Source organism: Kribbella sp. NPDC055071 (assembly GCF_053608045.1).
In genome coordinates this window covers 364,937-385,347 of record NZ_JBSGUS010000004.1, presented here as the reverse complement: position 1 = coordinate 385,347, position 20,411 = coordinate 364,937, and the positions used below count along the sequence as shown (strand labels likewise).

Annotated in this window: 17 protein-coding genes; 14 read left to right on the top strand and 3 right to left on the bottom strand. The window is 67.9% G+C overall.

All coding sequences use genetic code 11. The annotated features are described in order from the left end of the window. The 5 genes from ACWF4Z_RS10310 to ligD all read left to right on the top strand — a co-directional run bounded on the left by ACWF4Z_RS10310 (position 1) and on the right by ligD (position 5,055). Positions 1–1,086 carry an ABC transporter ATP-binding protein gene (locus tag ACWF4Z_RS10310; RefSeq protein WP_452242668.1) on the top strand — a complete coding sequence of 362 codons (1,086 nt, stop codon included), beginning with the start codon at positions 1–3 and terminating at the stop codon, positions 1,084–1,086. 11 nt (positions 1,087–1,097) lie between these two features. Beyond that, positions 1,098–2,024 carry an acetylxylan esterase gene (locus ACWF4Z_RS10305; protein WP_452242667.1) on the top strand — a complete coding sequence of 309 codons (927 nt, stop codon included), beginning with the start codon at positions 1,098–1,100 and terminating at the stop codon, positions 2,022–2,024. A 2-nt stretch (positions 2,025–2,026) separates the two neighbouring features. Next, entirely contained in the window at positions 2,027–2,872 is an 846-nt protein-coding gene (locus tag ACWF4Z_RS10300) for an acetylxylan esterase (RefSeq protein ID WP_452242666.1), read from the top strand. Next, a complete protein-coding gene (locus tag ACWF4Z_RS10295) occupies positions 2,869–3,981 on the top strand; it encodes an aminotransferase class V-fold PLP-dependent enzyme (RefSeq protein ID WP_452242665.1) in 1,113 nt (370 codons plus the stop codon). The genes ACWF4Z_RS10300 and ACWF4Z_RS10295 overlap by 4 nt, the downstream gene beginning before the upstream one ends. Before the next feature lie 93 nt (positions 3,982–4,074). Further along, entirely contained in the window at positions 4,075–5,055 is a 981-nt protein-coding gene (ligD, locus tag ACWF4Z_RS10290; protein ID WP_452242664.1) for a non-homologous end-joining DNA ligase, read from the top strand. 42 nt (positions 5,056–5,097) lie between these two features. Here the strand turns inward: ligD and mug are convergent, their stop codons facing one another. Then, positions 5,098–5,604, bottom strand: a complete 507-nt coding sequence (gene mug / locus ACWF4Z_RS10285; RefSeq protein WP_452242663.1) for a G/U mismatch-specific DNA glycosylase — start codon at positions 5,602–5,604, stop codon at positions 5,098–5,100. Between the two features lie 76 nt (positions 5,605–5,680). Between mug and ACWF4Z_RS10280 the strand changes: the two genes are divergently transcribed. The 6 genes from ACWF4Z_RS10280 to ACWF4Z_RS10255 all read left to right on the top strand — a co-directional run bounded on the left by ACWF4Z_RS10280 (position 5,681) and on the right by ACWF4Z_RS10255 (position 14,634). Further along, positions 5,681–6,397, top strand: a complete 717-nt coding sequence (locus tag ACWF4Z_RS10280) for a Clp protease N-terminal domain-containing protein (protein ID WP_452242662.1) — start codon at positions 5,681–5,683, stop codon at positions 6,395–6,397. Positions 6,398–6,407: 10 nt separating this feature from the next. Continuing rightward, complete coding sequence (locus ACWF4Z_RS10275; protein ID WP_452242661.1) at positions 6,408–7,685, top strand: serine hydrolase domain-containing protein; 1,278 nt, start codon at positions 6,408–6,410, stop codon at positions 7,683–7,685. Positions 7,686–7,743: 58 nt separating this feature from the next. After that, on the top strand, positions 7,744–9,141 hold the full coding sequence (locus ACWF4Z_RS10270; protein WP_452242660.1) for an ATP-binding protein: 1,398 nt from the start codon (positions 7,744–7,746) through the stop codon (positions 9,139–9,141). A gap of 1 nt (position 9,142) precedes the next feature. Beyond that, positions 9,143–11,101 carry a vWA domain-containing protein gene (locus tag ACWF4Z_RS10265; RefSeq protein ID WP_452242659.1) on the top strand — a complete coding sequence of 653 codons (1,959 nt, stop codon included), beginning with the start codon at positions 9,143–9,145 and terminating at the stop codon, positions 11,099–11,101. 315 nt (positions 11,102–11,416) lie between these two features. Continuing rightward, positions 11,417–14,083: a pyruvate, phosphate dikinase gene (gene ppdK, locus ACWF4Z_RS10260; protein WP_452242658.1), complete on the top strand. Its 2,667-nt coding sequence runs from the start codon at positions 11,417–11,419 to the stop codon at positions 14,081–14,083. Positions 14,084–14,355: 272 nt separating this feature from the next. Then, positions 14,356–14,634, top strand: coding sequence for a YciI family protein (locus tag ACWF4Z_RS10255; RefSeq protein WP_452242657.1), 279 nt, complete (start codon positions 14,356–14,358; stop codon positions 14,632–14,634). A gap of 4 nt (positions 14,635–14,638) precedes the next feature. Here the strand turns inward: ACWF4Z_RS10255 and ACWF4Z_RS10250 are convergent, their stop codons facing one another. Further along, complete coding sequence (locus ACWF4Z_RS10250) at positions 14,639–15,862, bottom strand: hypothetical protein (protein WP_452242656.1); 1,224 nt, start codon at positions 15,860–15,862, stop codon at positions 14,639–14,641. A gap of 151 nt (positions 15,863–16,013) precedes the next feature. On the opposite strand from ACWF4Z_RS10250, the gene ACWF4Z_RS10245 reads away from it, so the two are divergent. Further along, positions 16,014–17,540 (top strand): helix-turn-helix domain-containing protein, encoded by a 1,527-nt coding sequence (locus ACWF4Z_RS10245; protein ID WP_452242655.1) that lies wholly within the window; start codon positions 16,014–16,016, stop codon positions 17,538–17,540. Here the strand turns inward: ACWF4Z_RS10245 and ACWF4Z_RS10240 are convergent. Beyond that, positions 17,505–18,374 carry an alpha/beta hydrolase gene (locus tag ACWF4Z_RS10240; RefSeq protein WP_452242654.1) on the bottom strand — a complete coding sequence of 290 codons (870 nt, stop codon included), beginning with the start codon at positions 18,372–18,374 and terminating at the stop codon, positions 17,505–17,507. The genes ACWF4Z_RS10245 and ACWF4Z_RS10240 overlap by 36 nt on opposite strands. Positions 18,375–18,458: 84 nt before the next feature. Here ACWF4Z_RS10240 and ACWF4Z_RS10235 point away from each other — a divergent pair, with 84 nt between their 5' ends. Both ACWF4Z_RS10235 and ACWF4Z_RS10230 read left to right on the top strand, forming a co-directional pair. Then, positions 18,459–19,088 (top strand): TetR/AcrR family transcriptional regulator, encoded by a 630-nt coding sequence (locus ACWF4Z_RS10235; RefSeq protein WP_452242653.1) that lies wholly within the window; start codon positions 18,459–18,461, stop codon positions 19,086–19,088. A 49-nt stretch (positions 19,089–19,137) separates the two neighbouring features. Further along, positions 19,138–20,364, top strand: a complete 1,227-nt coding sequence (locus tag ACWF4Z_RS10230; RefSeq protein WP_452242652.1) for a deoxyguanosinetriphosphate triphosphohydrolase — start codon at positions 19,138–19,140, stop codon at positions 20,362–20,364. The last annotated feature ends 47 nt before the right edge of the window (positions 20,365–20,411 follow it).

Sequence of the window (20,411 nt, the reverse complement as noted above, 5' to 3'; positions counted from 1 at the left end):
ATGGCAGAGGTACGGCTCGAAGGCGTGACCAAGTCGTTCGGCGGGAAGACCGTGGTGAACGACCTCAACCTGACCATCCAGGACCAGGAGTTCCTGACCCTGGTCGGTCCGTCCGGTTGCGGAAAATCGACCACCCTCCGGATGATCTGCGGGCTCGAACGCGCCACCGAGGGCAACATCTTCTTCGACGGCAAACCCGTCAGTTGGCTGCCGGCGAACAAGCGCGATGTGGCGATGGTGTTCCAGAGCTATGCGCTCTACCCGCACAAGACGGTCCGGCAGAACATCGGGTTCGCGTTGAAGATGATGCGGTACCCCAAGGCGAAGATCGACGAGCAGGTGGCGCAGGCCGCGCGGACGCTCGACATCGAGGATCTGCTGGATCGCAAGCCGCGGGAGCTTTCTGGTGGCCAACGGCAACGAGTTGCGTTGGGGCGGGCGATCGTTCGCGACGCGGGCGCCTACCTGCTCGACGAGCCGTTGTCGAACCTGGACGCCCAACTGCGGGTGCTGATGCGCGCGGAGATCAAGCGGCTGCACGTCGACGTGGCCCGGACCTTCATCTACGTCACCCACGACCAGGTCGAGGCGATGACGATGTCGGACCGGATCGCGGTGATGCGCGGCGGCGTGATCCAGCAATGCGGGACGCCCGACGAAATCTACGAACGCCCGGCGAACCGGTTCGTGGCCTCGTTCATGGGGTCGCCGCCGATGAACTTCGTCACCGGGGAGCTGGCCGACGTCGACGGCGTACGGATGTTCCGCAGTGGCGCGTTGACCCAGGAGCTCGGCGGGTACGACGTGGAGCCCGACGAGCGGGAGGTGGTTCTGGGGGTTCGGCCGGAGGACGTCACGTTGTCGCCGACGCCGGTCGCGGGGTATCGGCCCGCGAAGGTGTTCGTGTCGGAGCCGATGGGGCCGGATGTGTTGGTGACGGTCCGCATCGACGGCGAGCTGCTCAAGGCGCGGGTGCCTACGCCGTTCCGGCTCGGTCACGACAGCACGGTCTTCGTCGGCTTCAACCCCGATCGGCTCCATCTGTTTGCGGCCGCCGACGGCGCTGCCCTGCAAGCACTCCGTTGAGAGGAATGCTCTTGAGAGACCCCGAGAACGCGACCGTCGAGGTCGAGCTACCGGCGGACTTCGACGACTTCTGGGCGGCCGGCCTGGCGGACTGCGCGTCGTTCCCGCTGGACCCGGTGCTCACCGAGATGCCGACGCTGTCCACGGACAAGGTGATCGTCTACGACCTGCTGTACACCAGCTACGGCGGGCTGCGGATCGCCGGCTGGTACACGGTCCCGCGCGACCTGCCCCCGCCGTACCCGGCGCTCGTGACGATCCCCGGCTACATCTCCGAGCCGACGATCCCGAAGGAGTGGTCGGAGCTCGGGTACGCCGCCCTCGCCGTCGCACCCCGTGGAAAGCTGCGGTCGAACACCGTCTTCAACCCGGGCTATCCAGGACTGCTGACGCACAACATCGTCGACCACAACACCTACGGGTATCGCGGGTTCTACCTCGATGTGGTCCGCGCGGTCGAGGTCTTGCTGGATCGTCCGGAGGTCGACAACCTGCGGATCGGACTGCAGGGGTCGAGTCAGGGCGGTGGGCTCGGGATCAGCACGGCCGCGCTGCTGCCCGATGTGATCAGGTGTGTCGCGGCGGGAGCGCCGTACCTGTGCGGAATCATGACCGCGCCGACGCTGACGCGGTCGTATCCGTACGAGGAGATCAACGAGTACCTGCGGGTGCACCCGAAGGACGTCGACCGGGTGCGGGAGTCGGTCGCGTACTACGACGGGCTCAACTTCGCGCCGAAGGTCCAGGCGCCGACACTGCTGTATCTCGGGCTCGAGGACGACGTGTGTCCGCCGGAGACCGGATTCGCGCTGCATCGCGTGCTGACGTGTGAGAAGCGGCTGCACACGTATCCGCACTGCGCGCATCACGCCGGTCTGCCGGATGTGATGCGGGTCGTGGAGGACTTCCTTGCCGAGCACCTGAATCCGGGACGGTGACCGTGAACTTCTCTTCCTACTGGGCGGCCGTCGACGAGGAGTTGGCCGCGATTCCTGGCCGGCCGGTGCTGGATATCGTGCCGGGGCGGACGACGGATGAGGCCACCAGCTACACCGTGCGGCTCACGAGCACCGGGCCGTACCGCGTGTTTGCGCACCTGAGCATCCCGACGGGTGACGGGCCGTTCCCCGCCCTGCTGCAGACGCCGCGGTACGGCAGCGTCAACCACGTCCCGCACCCCAACGATCGGAGCCGGTACGTCGTACTCCACCTGATGCATCGTGGTCAGCGGCTTGCGGCCGAGGGGTTCGCGGCGGCGTATCCAGGGTTGTTGACGATGGGCATCGACGATCCCGCGTCGTACATCTATCGCGGGATTGCGGCGGATTGCCTGCGGGGCGCCGAGTTTCTGCTGGGGCTTGCCGAGGTGGATCCGGCCCGGGTGGCTGTGAGCGGAGACGATCTGGCGGTGCTGACGGCTGCGCGGCGGCCCGGGTTCAGTGCGGTGCGGGTGTCGGAGTTGCTGTTCTATCGGGCGATGGAGGCTCGGCTGCGGTCGACGGCGTACCCGCTCGAGGAGCTCAACGACTACCTGCGGGCGGGATCGTCGGCGGAGATTGTCGACAAGGCGATTGGCTACTTCGATCCGGTGCGGCATGCGCCGGCCGTGAGCGGACGGACGCTGCTTGCTGTTGACGATCCGTCGTGGTGCGCCGCTTTGACTGAGGCGTTCCCGGCGGCGAGCGTGTATCGGCTGACGCATTTGGATGGGACCGACAACGACTTCTTGGATGCGTGGCTGGCCGAGCTTTCCGGCGTACGGCCGATGTCGAGGTTCCTGGTATGACGAACCCGTTGGGGGTGCGGTCTGTCATCAACGCGTCCGCCACCTTGACCACCTTGGGTGGATCGTTGATGGCGCCGCCGGCCGTGCAGGCGATGGTGGATGCGGCAGCGCACTTCGTTGATTTGTTGGAGTTGCACACTCGCGTCGGCTCGCGCCTTGCCGAGCTGACGCGGAACGAGGCTGCTTATGTGACGTCGGGGGCTGCGGCCGCGATCACGCTGACGGTTGCGGCCTGCATGACGGATGCGGCGCAGGCCTTCCCGGCTGAGGCTGAGGTGGTGATGTTCGCCGGGCAGCGGAACGGGTACGACTACTCGGCTCAGATCACGGGGGCTCGGATTGTTGAGATCGGGGCGTCGGCGGATGAGTTGCGGGCGGCTCTCCGGCGACGTCCGGCGTGCGTGCTGTGGTTTGCCAACAGCAACTATGCCGTCGGCGCTTTGCCGATCGAGGACGTGGTTGAGATCGCCCGGGGCACGGAGGTGCCGGTGATTGTGGATGCGGCGGCGCAGATTCCGCCGGTGGCTTCGTTGTGGCGGTACACGACGGAGATTGGTGCGGACGCGGTGCTCTTCAGCGGGGGGAAGGGGTTGCGAGGGCCGCAGGCCAGTGGGTTGGTGCTGGGTCGGCGATGGATTGTGGATCGGTGCCGGGCGCACGCATCGCCGAACCAGGAGATCGGCCGCGGGATGAAGGTGGGGAAGGAAGAACTGCTCGCGCTCCTGGCCGCGGTCGAGTGGACGTTGGAGCAGGATGAGGACGCGGTGCTTGCTGGGTACGAGCAGACTGTCGACCGGTGGATCGCTGGGTTGAGCGGCGTACCGGGGGTTGTCGTCGAACGTTCGTACCCGAGCGAGGCGGGGCAGCCGCACAGTCGAGCGGTCGTCCGCGTGCTGCCGTCGTCGCCGTTGACGCGGGACGCGCTGGTTGCGGCCTTGTGGGAGGGCGACCCGCGGATCGCGGTTGGGACCTTTCGACTTCCGGACGACGAGTTGGCCCTCAACCCCCAAACCCTCGAACCAGGGGAGGACCTGGTGGTCCTCACCGCCCTTCTCAACCTCCTGACTCCCGGGCCGCGGACGCTCACCACTCACCAACCAGCCGGCTGAGCATCCTCCCGACGCTCAAAGGCCCGCCGAGGAGGGGCAGCGGCGGCCCTTGATGAGTGGCTGGGGTCCGGGGTAGATGCTTAAGCTCTGGGGATGGCGAGTAAGCCGGACGAGACGCGTGACGGGGTTGACCTGACCCACCTGGATCAGCCGTTGTTCGATGGGGCTGATGCGACGAAGCGGGATCTGGTCGACTACCTGGACGCCGTACACGAGCGGATCCTGCGCGAACTGCGGGAGCGGCCGTTGTCGGTGATCCGGATCCGGCCGGGGCAGCCGGCGTTCATGCAGAAGAACGTGCCGAAGTACACGCCCGACTGGGTGAAGACGGTGCCGGTGTGGGCCGAGGCGTCCAAGCGCGAGGTGTCGTACGCGTTGTGCGACGACCGGCGGACGCTGCTGTGGTTCGCCAACCAGCGGGCGGTTGAGTATCACCCGACGCTGGTGCGGGTCGATCGATGGGACCACGTCACTCAGCTCGTGCTGGATCTGGATCCGCCAGAGGGTGACGACACGTTCTCAAAGGCTGTCGAAGCGGCCTTTCTGGTGCGGCAGGCGTTGAGCGACGCTGGGTTGGCCGGCGCGGTCAAGACGAGCGGCGCCAAGGGTGTGCATGTGTTTGTGCCGATCGACGATTCGGTCTCGATGGAGGACGCCGCGGCGGCGACCCGTGCGATCGCGGCCCGTGCTGAGAAGCTCGATCCGGTGGTCGCGACAACGGCGTACATCAAGGAAGACCGGCACGGAAAGGTCTTCGTCGACTCGACCCGCTCCGGCGGCGCGACCGTAGTCGCCGCCTACAGCCCCCGCGTCCGCCCTGGTACGCCGGTGTCCTTCCCCGTCGGCTGGGACGATCTGGACCGGGTCACGCCCCGAGACTTCACCGTCCGTACGGCGGCAGCCCAACTAGGTGATGCCGACCGCTGGGCCGCCCAACTCCCCTCTCCCCAGTCCCTCCCCGAAGACCTCCTCGAGGAAGGCCGGGCCATCCCGATCGCCCGAGTAGTAGCCATGCACGAAGGCAAACGCCGAAAACGAGCCCGAGAAGCCGCAGAGAATCCTAAGCCCGAGTAACCATGTCTCGGTTGCTGCCGAACTCGCGGCTCGTGGCAAAAGCTAGTGGTCGGCCGCCAGCCTGAGCTCGGCGTACGCGGCGGACAGCCTCGGCAGCGTGTAGCGCGCATTGAGGCCGCTGGGGTTGGGGAGGACCCAGACTTGGGTCGCGCCGATGCGGCGGTCTTGTCGGCCGATGGTCGCCGTACGTTCGGCGAAGGCGTCTCGGTACGCCGTGATGCCGACAACGGCGAGCCACTCCGGCTGGTAGTGGAGCACCTTCTTCACCAGGCTCTCGCCGCCGGCCAAGAACTCCGCGCGGGTGAGTTCGTCGGCTCGTGCAGACGGGCGGTCGACGACATTGGTGATACCGAGCCGGTACGTGCGGAGCTCGCTCTGCTCGGCCGGCAGTAGCTGGCGCGGAGTGAATCCGCTGCGGTGCAACGCCGGCCAGAAACGATTGCCCGGCCGAGCGAAGTGATGACCGGTCTCGGCCGACATCAGGCCCGGATTGATCCCGCAGAACAGCACCCGCAACCCGTCACCGATCACATCCGCCAGAGGCTGCACGTCGCACACCGTACGCGAAACGCCATCGTCAACCCAGGGTTGACGGACAGACGATCGTCAACCTAAGGTTGACGACATGACCCCTGGACCGGACCTGCAGCAACTCATCAACACGATCAAGGCCGACACCGGCAGCGACGATGAGCTCGAGCAGCTCGCGACCGCGGCCGCGACGGTCAGCGAACTCACCAGCACCAGCGACTCCGCACTGGGGTTCTTCGTGGACCGGGCCCGCGGCGCGGGGAAGTCGTGGGTCGAGATCAGCGCGGTGCTCGGCGTGACCAAACAGGCCGCCCACAAGCGGTTCGCCGACTCCTGGGCGAGCAAGCCGGCCTTCGACCGGTACACCCCGCGGACCAAGGCCGTCATCGCGGCCGCGGCCGGCGTGGCGCGCGGACGCCATCACCACTTCATCGGCACCGAGCACCTGCTGCTCGCGATGTTCACCCAGCCCGAATCGATCGCCGCCAAGGTGCTGGCGCATCACGGCATCACCGAGGAGTCGGTGTCGGCCGCCGTCGACGTGAAGAGCCCGGCCGGCCGGCCAGGTGATGCGCCGGACAGCCTCGACGCCGACAATCCGCCGTATACGCGCCGGGCCGCGCACGTGCTTCAAGGTGCGGCCGGAGAGGCGCTGACGCTCGGTCACAACTACGTCGGCACCGAGCACCTCCTGCTCGCCTTCTACCGCGACTCGGCCGGCGTCGCGACCGAGATCCTGCTCGCCCAAGGCCTGGACGAGACAGCTGCCTGGGCCGACATCCGTGCGCAGCTCGAGGAGGTGACGAAGTAGTTTGGGGTGCATGCCTGACTGGTCTGCGCGGTTGCGTGAGTTGGCGGTGGCTGCCGAGGTTCCCGGCGCGGTGCTAGGGGTCTGGCACGACGGCGAGACCACGATCACGCCGTACGGCGTTCTGAACGTCGCCACCGGGGTGGAAACCACGGCCGACTCGGTCTTCCAGATCGGTTCGGTCAGTAAACCGTGGACCGCGACGATGATCGCCCAGCTCGCCGCCGAGGGCCGGCTCGACCTCGACGACGCCGTGGTGAAGTTGTTGCCCGAGGCACCGATCGATGCACGGATCACGGTTCGGCACCTGCTCACGCACACGAGTGGTATCGACGGCGACGTCTTCACCGACACCGGCCGTGGTGACGAATGCCTCGAGCGGTACGTCGCTCTCCTGGCCGATGTGGACCGACTGTTCGAACCGGGTACGGCGTACTCCTATTGCAACGCGGGATTCGTCGTACTCGGCCGGATCATCGAGGTCCTCGACGGCCGCACCTGGGACCAGTCACTCCGGGCTCGACTGGTCGAGCCGCTCGGACTCACCCACACGGTGACGCTTCCGGAGGAGGCGATCCTGCGACGTGCCGCTGTCGGCCACCTGGCCGAGGACGGGACGGTGGTGAAGACCTGGCAGTTGCCGCGCAGTATCAGCCCGGCCGGTGGTGTCATCACGCGTGCCGGCGACCTGCTCGAGTTTGCCCGCGTGCATCTGACCGACGACCGGTACGCGTCGATGCAGGAGCCGCAGGTGCCCTTCGCGCGCGGCATCGGCGGCTTCACCAACCACGGTCTGTCCTGGCGGATCTACGACTGGGCCGGGCGCCGGCTCTTCGGGCATGACGGTACGACGATCTCCCAGCTGGCGTTCCTGCGGATCGACCCCGAGGCCCGGCTGATCATGTGCCTGCTGACCAACTCCGGCAACGGCGTCCCGCTGTTCGAGGCGATGGCCACCGAGGTCTTCACGCACTTCACGGGTGTCGCTCATCCGGCGCCGCCGCAACCGATCGAGGCCACGATCGATGATCGCCATGTCGGCAGGTACGAGCGGGCCAGCGTGCGGCTGGACGTCGTACGGCGGGACGACCGTCTCGTCATGACGTATCAGGCAACTGGTGATCGGCTGGCGTTCACGGATCGGGCGTCGCAGGAGATCGAGTTGCTGCCGACAAGTCCTGCCGACGGCAACCATTTCGTCGGCCGGGATGCGCCAACTCATCCATGGTTCCCGGTCACGTTCACTCCCAGTCACGTGTTCACCTCCGGCCGGGTCACGCCGAAGCGCTGAGTTCCGCTTTTGAGATTTGGCGTGTGCGTCCTGGGGTGACCGAGCTAACGTCTTCAGCGTGACTAGTGCACCTGCTGAACTTCCCCGTAAGGCCGGTGACCTCCGGGCCGCCGGATATCTCCCTCGGTCGATCAAAGCCGAGATCCGCGAAAACCTCTTGACAGAACTACGGGCCGGGCGCGATCCGTGGCCCGGCATCATCGGATTCACCCGTACGGTGATTCCGCAACTCGAACGCGCCCTCCTGGCCGGGCACGACGTCGTACTGCTCGGTGAGCGTGGTCAGGGCAAGACCCGGCTGCTGCGCACCCTCGTGGGCCTGCTGGACGAGTGGACTCCGGTGATCGAGGGCGCTGAGCTTCCCGAGCACCCGCTCGACCCGATCACGCCGGCCTCGCGCCGTCGTGCCGCCGAGCTCGGCGACGACCTGCCGGTGGCCTGGCTGCACCGCAGCCTCCGGTACGCCGAGAAGCTCGCGACGCCGGACACCTCCGTCGGTGACCTGATCGGCGACGTGGACCCGGTGAAGGTTGCCGAGGGCCGCAGTCTCGGTGACCCGGAGACCATCCACTTCGGTCTGGTCCCGCGGGCGCACCGCGGCATCGTCACGATCAACGAGCTGCCCGACCTGGCCGAGCGGATCCAGGTGGCGCTGCTGAACGTGATGGAAGAGCGCGACATCCAGATCCGCGGGTACACGCTGCGGCTGCCGCTCGACGTGTTGCTGGTGGCAACGGCCAACCCCGAGGACTACACCAACCGCGGCCGCATCATCACGCCGCTGAAGGACCGCTTCGGCGCCGAGGTCCGGACCCACTACCCGCTCGACATCGACGCCGAGGTGGACGTGATCCGGCAGGAGGCCGAGTTCACCGCCGAGGTCGGCGAGCCGCTGCTGGAGGTGCTGGCGCGCTTCGTCCGGCACCTGCGGGAGTCGACCGCGATCGACCAGCGGTCGGGCGTTTCGGCCCGCTTCGCGGTCGCCGCGGCCGAGACGATCGCCGCCGCGGCGTTGCGCCGGAGCGCGATCACGGGCGAGGAGCCGGCCGTGGCCCGGCCGGTCGACCTGGACGCCGTACCGGCCGTGCTGCGCGGCAAGCTCGAGTTCGAGCCCGGTGAGGAGGGGCGCGAGATCGAGCTGCTCGAGTACCTGCTGCGTCGCTCGGTGGCGGACACGGCCCGGGAGCGGTTCGCCGGTCTGGACCTCAGCCCGCTCGCACATGCCGTTGCCGACGGCAACTTGGTGACCACGGGCGAGCGTGTGCCCGGTCGCGACGTACTGGCGGCTCTGCCCGAGCTTCCGGTCCTGCACGATGTCGCGGCGCGGGCCGGTGTCGAACCGGACGATTCGCCCGGGCGGATCGCCGCCGCAGTCGAGCTCGCGCTGGAGGCGCTCTACCTGTCCAAACGACTCGCCAAGGATGCCGACAACGACACGACGATCTACGGGATCTGACATGTCCGCGTCCATTCCTGAGGGTTGGTCGTACGGGCCGTGGCACGAGGGGCCCGATCCACTCCAGGCGCCGGCGGATCTCCGCGACGCGCTGGACGAGATCGGCCGCGACGTCATGAACGGTTCGTCGCCGCGGTCAGCACTGGAGGAGATGCTCCGGCGCGGCACGCGGAACACGCAGGGCCTGGACGACCTCAGCCGCAGGTTGTGGGAGCGCCGCCGCGACATCCAGCGGCGGCACAACCTCGACGGCACGCTGCGAGACGTCCAGCGGTTGCTCGACGAGGCGTTGGCGGCCGAGCGGCACGACCTGTTCCCGAATCCGTCCGACGACGCCCGGTTCCGGGAGGCGCAGCTCGACGCGCTTCCGGCCGGTACGGCGGCGGCCGTCCGGGAGTTGGCCAACTACGACTGGCAGTCGTCGGAGGCACGCGAAAAGTACGAGCAGATCCGCGAGCTGCTCGGACGTGAGCTGCTCGGATCGCGATTCGAAGGCATGAAGGAGGCGCTTCAGCAGACCACGCCCGAGGACGTCGAAGCGATCAACGAGATGCTGACGGACCTCAACGCGCTGCTCGCGGCGCACGCGCAGGGCCGGCCCGAGGTGCCGGAGCTGTTCGAGGAGTTCATGGCCAAGCACGGCGAGTTCTTCCCGGAGAACCCGCAGAACGTCGACGAACTCATCGACGTACTCGCCCAACGGGCAGCCGCGGCGCAACGGATGATGAACTCGATGACACCGGAGCAGCGCGCCGAGCTGATGGAGCTTTCACAGCAGGCGTTCGGGAGTCCGCAGCTCGCGCAGCAGCTGGCCCAGCTGGACTCGCAGTTGCAGTCGCTCCGGCCGGGGGAGGACTGGACCGGATCGGAGCGGATGAGCGGTGAGGACCCGCTCGGGCTCTCCGATGGAGCCCGGGCGATGTCCGACCTCGCGGAGCTGGATGCACTAGCCGAGCAGTTGGCCCAGTCGTATCCGGGTGCGCGGCTCGAGGACATCGACCTCGACGCGCTCACTCGGCAATTGGGCGATGAGGCAACGGTTGATGCTCGTCGCCTCACCGAGCTCGAGCGGCAGCTTCGCGATCAAGGCCTGCTGGAACGGGCGCCTGACGGGTCGTTGCGATTGTCACCGAAGGCCTTGCGGCAACTCGGGCAGACCGCGCTGGCCGACGTACTGCGGAGTGCGCGTGGATCCGGTGAGCGTGACGCCGCCAACGCTGGTGCGGCGGGTGAGCTGAGCGGGTCCACGCGGCAATGGGAGTTCGGTGACACCCAGCCGTGGGACGTGCCTCGGACCGTGCGGAACGCCGTACTGCGGTCTGCTTCTCGGAGTGGATCGGTCAAGCTCGACGTTGCGGATGTGGAGATCGCGGAGACCGAGCACCGGGCTCGCGCCGCGGTGGCGTTGCTGGTCGACACGTCGTGGTCGATGGTCCAGGAGGGCCGCTGGCTGCCGATGAAGCGGACGGCGCTCGCCCTGCATCAGCTGATCTCGACGCGGTACCGCAACGACGCACTGCAGCTCATCACCTTCGGACGGTATGCCGGAGTAGTCGAGCTGCCCCAGTTGATCGGGATGGAAGGGACCTGGGAGCAAGGTACGAACGCCCACCACGCCCTCCTGCTGGCCGGGCGTCACCTGCGTCGGCATCCGGACGCTCAGCCGGTCGTGCTGATGGTGACCGACGGCGAGCCGACCGCGCATCTGGAGCCGGACGGTACGGCGGAGTTCTCGTATCCACCGGAGCCCGCGACGTTGCGCAAGACGATCTTCGAGGTCGACCGGTTGGCCAAGCTCGGAGCGTCGCTGACGGTGTTCCGGCTGGGTGAGGATCCCCGGTTGAACGCGTTCGTCGATCTGCTGGCACGTCGCAGCGGCGGCCGTGTCCTGGCGCCCGACCCCGATGGTCTGGGCGCCGCGGTGGTCGGCGACTACCTCCGCACCCGCCGCAAGCTGTGATCCCTCCGGCCCTCCGTCCCACCCGGGACGGAGGGCCGGATGTAGTCCGGTTCCCGGCCGAGTAGGCGGCGAAACGTCGGGATCGTCACGTCGCCGGCTCTTCGGGTGAAAGGCGCGGTTGTCTCGCGTTGTCAACCAGGGAAGGGTTTTCCGGCCTTCGACCTGTGGGCAGGGTCACGTCGGCATCGTGAGACCAGTGTTCAACTGGACTGGTTTTCTGGCTTACCCTGAAGAGACGCCCACGCCATCGAAGTCGAGGGGCCAGCGGGACACCTCACCGCGCCTGATGCACCGCCCGGACCCCAGGGAGAGCTCGTGCCGAAACTCGTCTACGACTTCGCCGAAGGCAACAAGGACCTCAAGAAACTGCTCGGTGGCAAGGGGGCGAACCTCGCCGAGATGACCAATCTCGGCCTGCCGGTGCCGCCCGGATTCACCATCACCGCGGACGCCTGCCGCGGGTACCTGGAGACCGGTTCGGTGCCGCCGGAGCTGGCCGACGAGATCGATCACCACGTCGACCTGCTGCAGCAGAAGATGGGCAAGAAGCTCGGTCAGGCCGACGACCCGCTGCTCGTCTCGGTCCGTTCCGGCGCGGCGGTGTCGATGCCGGGCATGATGGAGACGGTCCTGAACGTCGGCCTCAACGACGACTCGGTCAACGGGCTCGCGCACCAGTCGGGCAACCCCCGATTCGCCTGGGACGCGTACCGCCGGCTGATCCAGATGTTCGGCAAGACCGTGCTCGGCATGCCGGGCGACGTCTTCGAGGACGCGATCGAGGCCGCCAAGGCCGCCAAGGACACCCACAACGACCTCGACCTGGACGCCGCCGATCTGAAGGCGCTCGTCGAGACCTTCAAGCAGGCCGTCCACGACCACACCGGCCGCGAGTTCCCGCAGGACCCGCGGGCCCAGCTGGATCTGGCGACCGAGGCCGTCTTCGGCTCGTGGAACTCCGAGCGCGCGATCCTCTACCGCCGCCAGGAGCGCATCCCGGCCGACCTCGGTACGGCGGTCACCATCTGCTCGATGGTGTTCGGCAACCTCGGCATGGACTCCGGCACCGGCGTCGCGTTCACCCGCGACCCTGCCACCGGCCAGCACGGTGTGTACGGCGACTACCTGCAGAACGCCCAGGGTGAGGACGTGGTCGCCGGCATCCGCAACACGGTTCCGCTCGCGGACCTCGAGCAGATCGACAAAGCGTCGTACGACGAGCTGATGGCGATCATGACCACGCTCGAGGGCCACTACAAGGATCTGTGCGACATCGAGTTCACGATCGAGCGCGGCAAGCTGTGGATGCTGCAGACCCGGGTCGGCAAGCGGACCGCGGCGGCGGCGTTCCGGATCGCGACCAGCCTGGTCGACGAGGGTGTGATCGACACCGACGAGGCGTTGCGCCGGGTGAAGGGTGCGCAATTGGCGCAGCTGATGTTCCCGCGGTTCGACGCGGCGGCGGACAAGGAGCTGATCACCCAGGCGATCGGTGCGTCGCCGGGTGCGGCCAGCGGCAAGGTCGTGTTCACGTCGGCTGCTGCGGTCGAGGCCGCCGAGCGTGGCGAGAAGGTGATCCTGGTCCGCCGCGAGACGAACCCAGACGACCTGCACGGGATGATCGCGGCCCAAGGCGTTCTGACCAGCCGCGGCGGCAAGACCTCGCACGCTGCGGTTGTCGCCCGAGGCATGGGCAAGACCTGTGTCTGCGGTGCTGAGGAGCTCGACGTCAATGTTGCCCAAGGCACCATCAAGGTCAACGGTACGGTGCTGGAGGCCGGCGATGTGATCTCGATCGACGGCACGACCGGTGAGGTGTTCCGCGGTGAGGTCCCGGTCGTCGCGTCACCCGTCGTGCAGTACTTCGAAGGCACGTTGGCCGCGGATGCCGGCGACGACCTGGTCGCGTCGGTGCACCGGCTGATCACCCACGCGGATGAGGTACGGCGTCTCGGCGTACGGACCAACGCGGACACGGCGGACGACGCGGCCCGGGCCCGGCGGTTCGGTGCCGAAGGGATCGGGTTGTGCCGGACCGAGCACATGTTCCTGGGGGAGCGGCGGGAGGCCGTCGAGCGGCTGATCCTGGCCGACGACGATGCGGAGCGCGAGGCGGCGCTGGCCGAGCTGGAGCCTCTGCAGCGTGGCGACTTCCTCGAGTTGCTGGACGCGATGGACGGACTGCCGGTGACGATCCGGCTGATCGATCCGCCGCTGCACGAGTTCCTGCCGTCGATGGAGGATCTCGCGGTGAAGGTCGCGCTGGCTCATGAGCGCGGTGAGGAGCCGGGACGTGACGCCAAGCTGCTCGAGGCGGTCCAACGGTTGCACGAGCAGAACCCGATGCTCGGGCTGCGGGGCGTCCGGCTCGGGCTGGTCATCCCCGGTCTGTTCGCGATGCAGGTGCGGGCGATCGCGTCGGCCGCGGCGGAGCAACGCGCGCAGGGCAAGGACCCGCGGCCGGAGATCATGATTCCGCTGGTCGGCGCCGTACAGGAATTGCAGCTCGCCCGGGACGAGGTCGAGCGCGTGATCGCCGAGGTCGGCGTCCAGCAGGACATCCCGATCGGCACGATGATCGAGTTGCCGCGGGCGGCCGTGATCGCGGACCAGATCGCGGAGGCCGCGGACTTCTTCTCGTTCGGGACGAACGACCTGACCCAGACCACGTGGGGCTTCAGCCGCGACGACGTCGAGAGTTCGTTCTTCGCGCGCTACCTGGACAAGGGCATCTTCGCGGTGTCGCCGTTCGAGTCGATCGACCGCGAGGGGGTCGGCGCGCTGGTGCGCACCGGCGTCGAGCGCGGTCGCGCCACCAAGCCCGACCTCAAGCTCGGCGTCTGCGGCGAGCACGGCGGCGACCCGGACAGCATCCACTTCTTCCACGAAGTCGGCCTCGACTACGTCTCCTGCTCCCCGTTCCGCGTCCCCGTCGCCCGCCTCGAAGCCGGCCGCGCAGCCCTTGACAAGCCGGCTGCGTGACCGACTGTGCGCCTTGATCGGTGTGCATATCGAGGCGGCGGAAGGTCTGATCACGAAGCGTTACCTGACTGAACTGTCCGCAGCAATTTCTCTTAACCAACCCCTTGCGTTTGCGCGCTCCGGGTGGCGAGAATGACCGGGCGGGAAGGGCGATCACTCGTCGACTTTCGGGTCTGACTCGAACCAGCCGCTGTGGCGGCTCGTGACTCCCTTCCCGCACCAAATCCCTTGCTCCGCAAGCGTTTGGTGCCCGGGGCGGTAGGGTTTTCGGCATGGCCCTTTATGTCGTTCAGCTGCGCTTCGACCTCGCCGAGACCGACCGCCGGATGGAGGTCCGCCCGGCGCACCGCGACTACCTCACCGAGCTCAAGGCCGCGGGCAAGCTCGTGACCGCCGGACCGTTCCCGGACCAGACCGGAGCTCTGCTGATCTACGACGTCGCCGACGAGGCCGAGCTCCGCGACATCCTCGCCAAAGACCCCTACACCCCGGCCAACGTCTACGAGATCGCCACCCTCTCGGAGTGGCAGCCGCTGTTCCCAATCAGCTGACCTTTCAGGCGTCGGCGCCGTCGAAGTCGAGGTGGTCGACGTACGCCCAGAGCCAGACCAGCGGTGCGAGGACGAGCTCGGGCTCGTTGTCCTCGTCGGCGATGAAGATCATCGAGGCCTCGCCGTTCGAGATGTCCTCGACCACCGCGTCGCACGCCGCGAGCGCGGCCTCGAACGGCAGGAGTCGTGGGCCGTTCTCCCAGCGCGGCTGGGGGAGCGGCAGCACCGGCGCCTCGTCGGTCCCGTCCAGCTCGACGGACACCTTCTGCAGCTCCTCGTACAGGTCGTAGGTGATCAGCCCCGCGAGCGGACGGCCGTCGAGGCCGATCAGGTACGGATCGTCGGCGCCGTCGCGGAAGTTGTCGCGCAGATCCGGTAGCGCGGCGCGCAGATCGGAGGCTTCCAGGTACGGCGCCTCCGCCGGACCGTCGTCCTCGTCGTCGACCTCGGCCAGCCCGCTGCGCATCTGATCGAACTGATGCAGCAGGTCGTCCAGCTCGTCGTACGCACCTCCGCCGGGTGCCTTCTGTGCGCGTGCCTCCAGCTCGCGCAGGTGCTCGATCAGGTCGTCCTCGAAGTGCAGCTCGTAGCGCGGCAGGCCCGGCTCGCGGCCGGCGTTGATGCGCGCGACCAGCTGGGTCGAGATCGGTCCGAGTCGCTCGGCCAGCACCTCGAGCGGGGTGGTCGGCTTCTCCTCGTCGTCATCGTGCGCGCAGGAGTCGTCGTCGACCTGACCGCCTTCGAGCGCGAGCAGCACCTGGAACGCCGGGAACGCGACCAGCGCGGCCGTCGCCATCATGCCGTCGCCGATCAGCATCAGCGGGTTCCCGCCGGCCTCGGTGCGGCGGAGGTGATCGGGCATCAGTACGGCGGCCTGCTCGACGTTCACCTGACTCGCCAGCGAGGACAGCCCGTGGTCGCTGTCGACGCCGAGCAGCTCGACCAGCCGCTCCGAGCTCATGTCGAAGTTCGAACGCAGGTAGTACCGCAGCCAGCCCGCGTCGACCGGATTCGAGAGCAGCTCCGCGATCCGGGCGCGGAAGTCGGCCAGATCCCCGACCGCGAGGACCACCAGCACCGGCTGGTCCCCGTCGCCGATCACCAGCGGACGGGTGTCGCCGTTCTGGAACCCGTCGATCACCTGTTGCAGGCTGTCGGCGGCCGCGTCGAGCGGCCACGACTCCGCCTCGAACTCGTTCACCACCGCGGCGGAGGTGTCGTCGGGCATCTGCAGGTCCTCTCCGAGTGGCGGCGGGAGTTGGTCAACTGTAGGCGAACGCCGCCGGCCGGGGTCGGGCGGTAGGTGTCGCGTGACGTTGGCTACGCTGTTACGGCGGGTCGGTGCAGAGGTATCTCACATGTGAGATAGGGTCCCGGCCATGAGCGATGACTACCTGAGCCGGATCGGCAATCTCATCCGGGACGCCCGCAAGCACCGCGGCTGGACACAGACGCAGCTCGCGGAAGTACTGAACACCAGCCAGAGCGCGGTGAACAGGATCGAAAAGGGTCATCAGAACCTCACCCTCGAGATGCTCGCCCGGATCGGCGAGGCACTCGACTCCGAGATTGTCTCTCTCGGTGGCGGTCCGGTCCACCTCCGTGTCGTCGGTGGACGCGAACTTTCTGGTTCGATCGACGTCAAGTCGAGCAAGAACGCCGGTGTGGCGCTGCTCTGCGCCAGCCTGCTGAACAAGGGCCGCACCACGCTGCGCAAGGTCGCGCGGATCGAGGAGGTCAACCGGCTGCTCGAGGTGCTGGACTCGATCGGTGTGAAAACCACCTGGCTGAACGACGCCGGCGATCTGGAGATCGTCCCGCCGGCCCAGCTCGACCTCGCGGGCATGAACGCCGAGGCAGCACGCCGTACGCGCTCCATCATCATGTTCCTCGGGCCGCTGCTGCACCGCGAGGACACCTTCCAGCTTCCGTACGCCGGGGGCTGCGACCTGGGCACGCGGACCGTCGAGCCGCACATGTCGGCGCTGCGGCCGTTCGGGCTGGAGATCAAGGCGACCGGCGGCGAGTACCACGCGGTGGTGAACCGGGCGCTGACCCCGGGCAAGCCGATCGTGCTGACCGAACGCGGCGACACCGTGACCGAGAACGCGATCATGGCCGCGGCCCGGTACGACGGCGTCACGGTGATCCGCAACGCCAGCTCGAACTACATGGTCCAGGACCTCTGCTTCTACCTCGACCTGCTCGGCGTGACGATCGACGGCATCGGCACCACCACGCTGACCGTGCACGGCAAGGCCGAGATCGACGTGGACGTCGACTACGCGCCGTCCGAGGACCCGATCGAGGCGATGAGCCTGCTCACCGCGGCGATCGTCACCGGCTCCGAGATCACCATCCGGCGGGCGCCGGTCGAGTTCCTCGAGATCGAGCTCGCACTGCTCGAGGAGATGGGCCTGGACCGCAGCCGCACCGAGGAATACCTGGCCGAGAACGGCCGGACCCGGCTGGTCGACCTGACCACCCGGCCGTCCAAGCTGCACGCGCCGATCGACAAGATCCACCCGATGCCGTTCCCGGGCCTGAACATCGACAACCTGCCGTTCTTCGCGGTGATCGCGGCCAAGGCGACCGGGCAGACGCTGATCCACGACTGGGTCTACGAGAACCGCGCGATCTACCTGACCGACCTCAACAAGCTCGGCGGCCGGGTCAAGCTGCTCGACCCGCACCGCGTCATGGTCGAAGGCCCGACGCACTTCTCCGGCACCGAGATGATGTGCCCGCCGGCGCTCCGGCCGGCCGTCGTCACGCTGATCGCGATGATGGCCGCGAAGGGTACGTCGGTCCTGCGCAGCGTCTACGTGATCAACCGCGGCTACGAGGACCTGGCCACCCGGCTCAACTCGCTAGGCGCTCAGATCGAGACCTTCCGAGATATCTGAGGGGACGTCTGACGGGACATCTGCGTCCTGCAGGAACGCGACGGCTTCCGTGATCACCGCCGGGTCGGACAGGATCCGGCGGTGACCGAGGCCGTTCGTCGGGAAGAAGTGCGCCCGCGGGCCGTAGTTGCGCAGCAGGATGTCGGCCTGCTCCGGATCGACCACGTCGTCCTCGCCGTTGTGGACGACCAGCAGGTCGATGTCGCCGGGCGCGACCGAGAACCGTGACCAGATCTGGTCGTCGCCGCCGAAGAACCCGCGCTCGATCGACCGCCGCAGCGCCTGGTTGAGGCGCGGCCCGAGCCCGAGCTCCCGGCAGAACGTGTCGGCGAAATACCCGAACTCCGCGACGCCGCTGATCATCACCAGCCGCCGCGCCGCGATGCCCTCGCGAACGGCGTAGAGCGCGAACGGTACGCCGAGGGAGTGGGCGATCACGCCTTCGAACGGGCCATGGCGCTTCTCGAGCTCCCGCATGATCTCTTGGTGGCCGAGGATCGACACGATCCGGCCCGGTGAGTCGCCATGTCCGGGTGCGTCGTACGAGATCGGGCTGTAGCCCAGCTCGAGCAGGCGGGTGACGAAGCCGGTGTACCGAGATGCGCGCGAGCGCCAGCCGTGGACGAGCAGGACCGGGCGCAGGCCGTCGCCCCAGGCGTAGGTGACGACTCCGTCGACGACCTCGACCCGCGCGGCCTCGTGGATCGCCCGCTCGGACTCGCGGACCCGGCCGCGGGCCATCGGTCGCCGCCAGAGCGCGAACGCGAGCCGTCCCGCCAACCGTGGGGAGAACACTCCGATGGTCGACAACCCTCTGCTGATCAGCTTTTTCACAACATCTCCCTCGGAAACTATACGAACGGTCGTACTATTACTTTTGCACGAGGTCATCGTCAAGGGCAACTAGGATCGGGAGTCGTGGAGAAGGTGGACGGGCGGTTGGTGCGGGGTGATCAGACCCGTCGCGCCGTGCTCCGCCGATCGGTCGACATCGCGTCGGTCGACGGGCTCGAAGGGTTGTCGATCGGGCGGCTCGCCACCGAGCTGGGGATCAGCAAGAGCGGGTTGTTCGCGCACTTCGGCTCGAAGGAGGAGTTGCAGCTCGCGACGATCCGGGCCGCGCGGCGGATCTACGCGGACGAGGTGGTGACGCCGGCGTTCGAGGTGGAGCCCGGGTTCGCGCGGGTCTGGGCGTTGAGTGAGCACTGGCTCGACTACTCGCGGCGCCGCGTCTTCCCCGGGGGCTGCTTCTTCCAGAAGGTCTCCCACGAGTACGCCGCTCGCGCCGGCGCAGTCCACGACGCGCTGCTCACCGTCCACTGGGAGTGGATGGGCCTGATGGAGGACGCCGTCCGGGCAGCCGTCGACGCTGGTGAGTTGGCGGCCGACCCCAAGCAGTTGGCCTTCGAGTTGAACGCGTACTACGAGGCCGCCAACCTCGCCTCGATCCTCCACGACGACGGCGGCATGGCGTACGAGTCGGCCCGCCAGGCCATCCGCTCGAGACTCGAGTCAGCAGCAACACCCCGCACCGTCCTGCCCTGGTGAAATCTTGTGTTCGCCTGGATGTCGGTGGGGGCGGCTACTGTGAGCGGTGATGAGGAAGCAGCACGAGTGGTACGACGAGCATGATGCGGAGCGATGGGTCGCGGAGCCGGTGAAGCGGCCGGGGCGGACGGCGTTCGCGCGGGATCGCGCCCGGATTCTGCACAGTGCCGCGCTGCGGCGGCTGGCAGCCAAGACGCAGGTGGTGACGGCCGGCAGCGACGACTTCGTTCGGAATCGGTTGACGCACAGCCTCGAGGTCGCGCAGATCGGCCGTGAGCTCGCCGCGACGCTCGGCTGCGACCCGGACATCGTCGACGCCGCGTGCCTGTCCCACGACCTCGGGCATCCGCCGTTCGGGCACAACGGTGAGCGGGCGCTCGACCAGGTGGCCGCGGACATCGGCGGGTTCGAGGGCAACGCGCAGACGTTGCGGCTACTGACACGGCTCGAGTCGAAGACCTTCGACGCCGACGGTCGCAGCGTCGGCCTGAATCTCAGCCGCGCCACCCTCGATGCCGCGACCAAGTATCCGTGGCCCCGCCGTCCTGGGCAGCGCAAGTTCGGTGTGTACGACGACGATCTCGCGGTCTTCGAGTGGTTGCGTCAGGGCGTCGGCGACCGGCAGTGTCTCGAAGCCCAGGTGATGGACTTCGCCGACGACGTGGCCTACTCGGTGCACGATGTCGAGGACGGGATCGTTGCTCACCACATCGATCTCGCGGAGGTCGGCGCGGATCGGGCGCCGTACTGGGAGACGGTCCGGCAGATGTACTTGCCGGAGGCAACCGATGCCGAGCTGGACGAGGGCTGGGCCCGGCTGACCTCGCTGAACTACTGGCCGGCCGGCCCGTTCGACGACAGTCGGCGGGCGCTCGGTGGGCTGAAGGACCTGACCAGCCAGCTGATCGGCCGGTTCGCGACGGCCGCGGAGCAGGCGACGCATGCGGTCTTCGGACGTTCGCGGCTGATCCGCTACGAGGCGGACCTGGTCGTCCCGGACGGTTGCCGGGTGGAGATCGGGCTGCTCAAGGGCGTCGGGATGTTCCACGTCCTCAACTCACCCGAGCGCCAGGCCCGCCGAGCCACCCAGCGCGAGCTACTCACCGAGCTGGTCGACGCGCTGTGGAAGACGGCGCCCGTCCAGTTGGACGCCGCCTTCCGAGCCGACTTCGCCGAGGCTGCCGACGACAGCGCACGGCTGCGCGTCATCGTCGATCAGGTCGCGTCCCTCACCGACCCGTCAGCCCTGGCTTGGCACACGCAGCTGATCAACTGACCTTTGCTGAGCGGGCGTCGCGACAAGACGTCAGGTGTCCGGTCCCA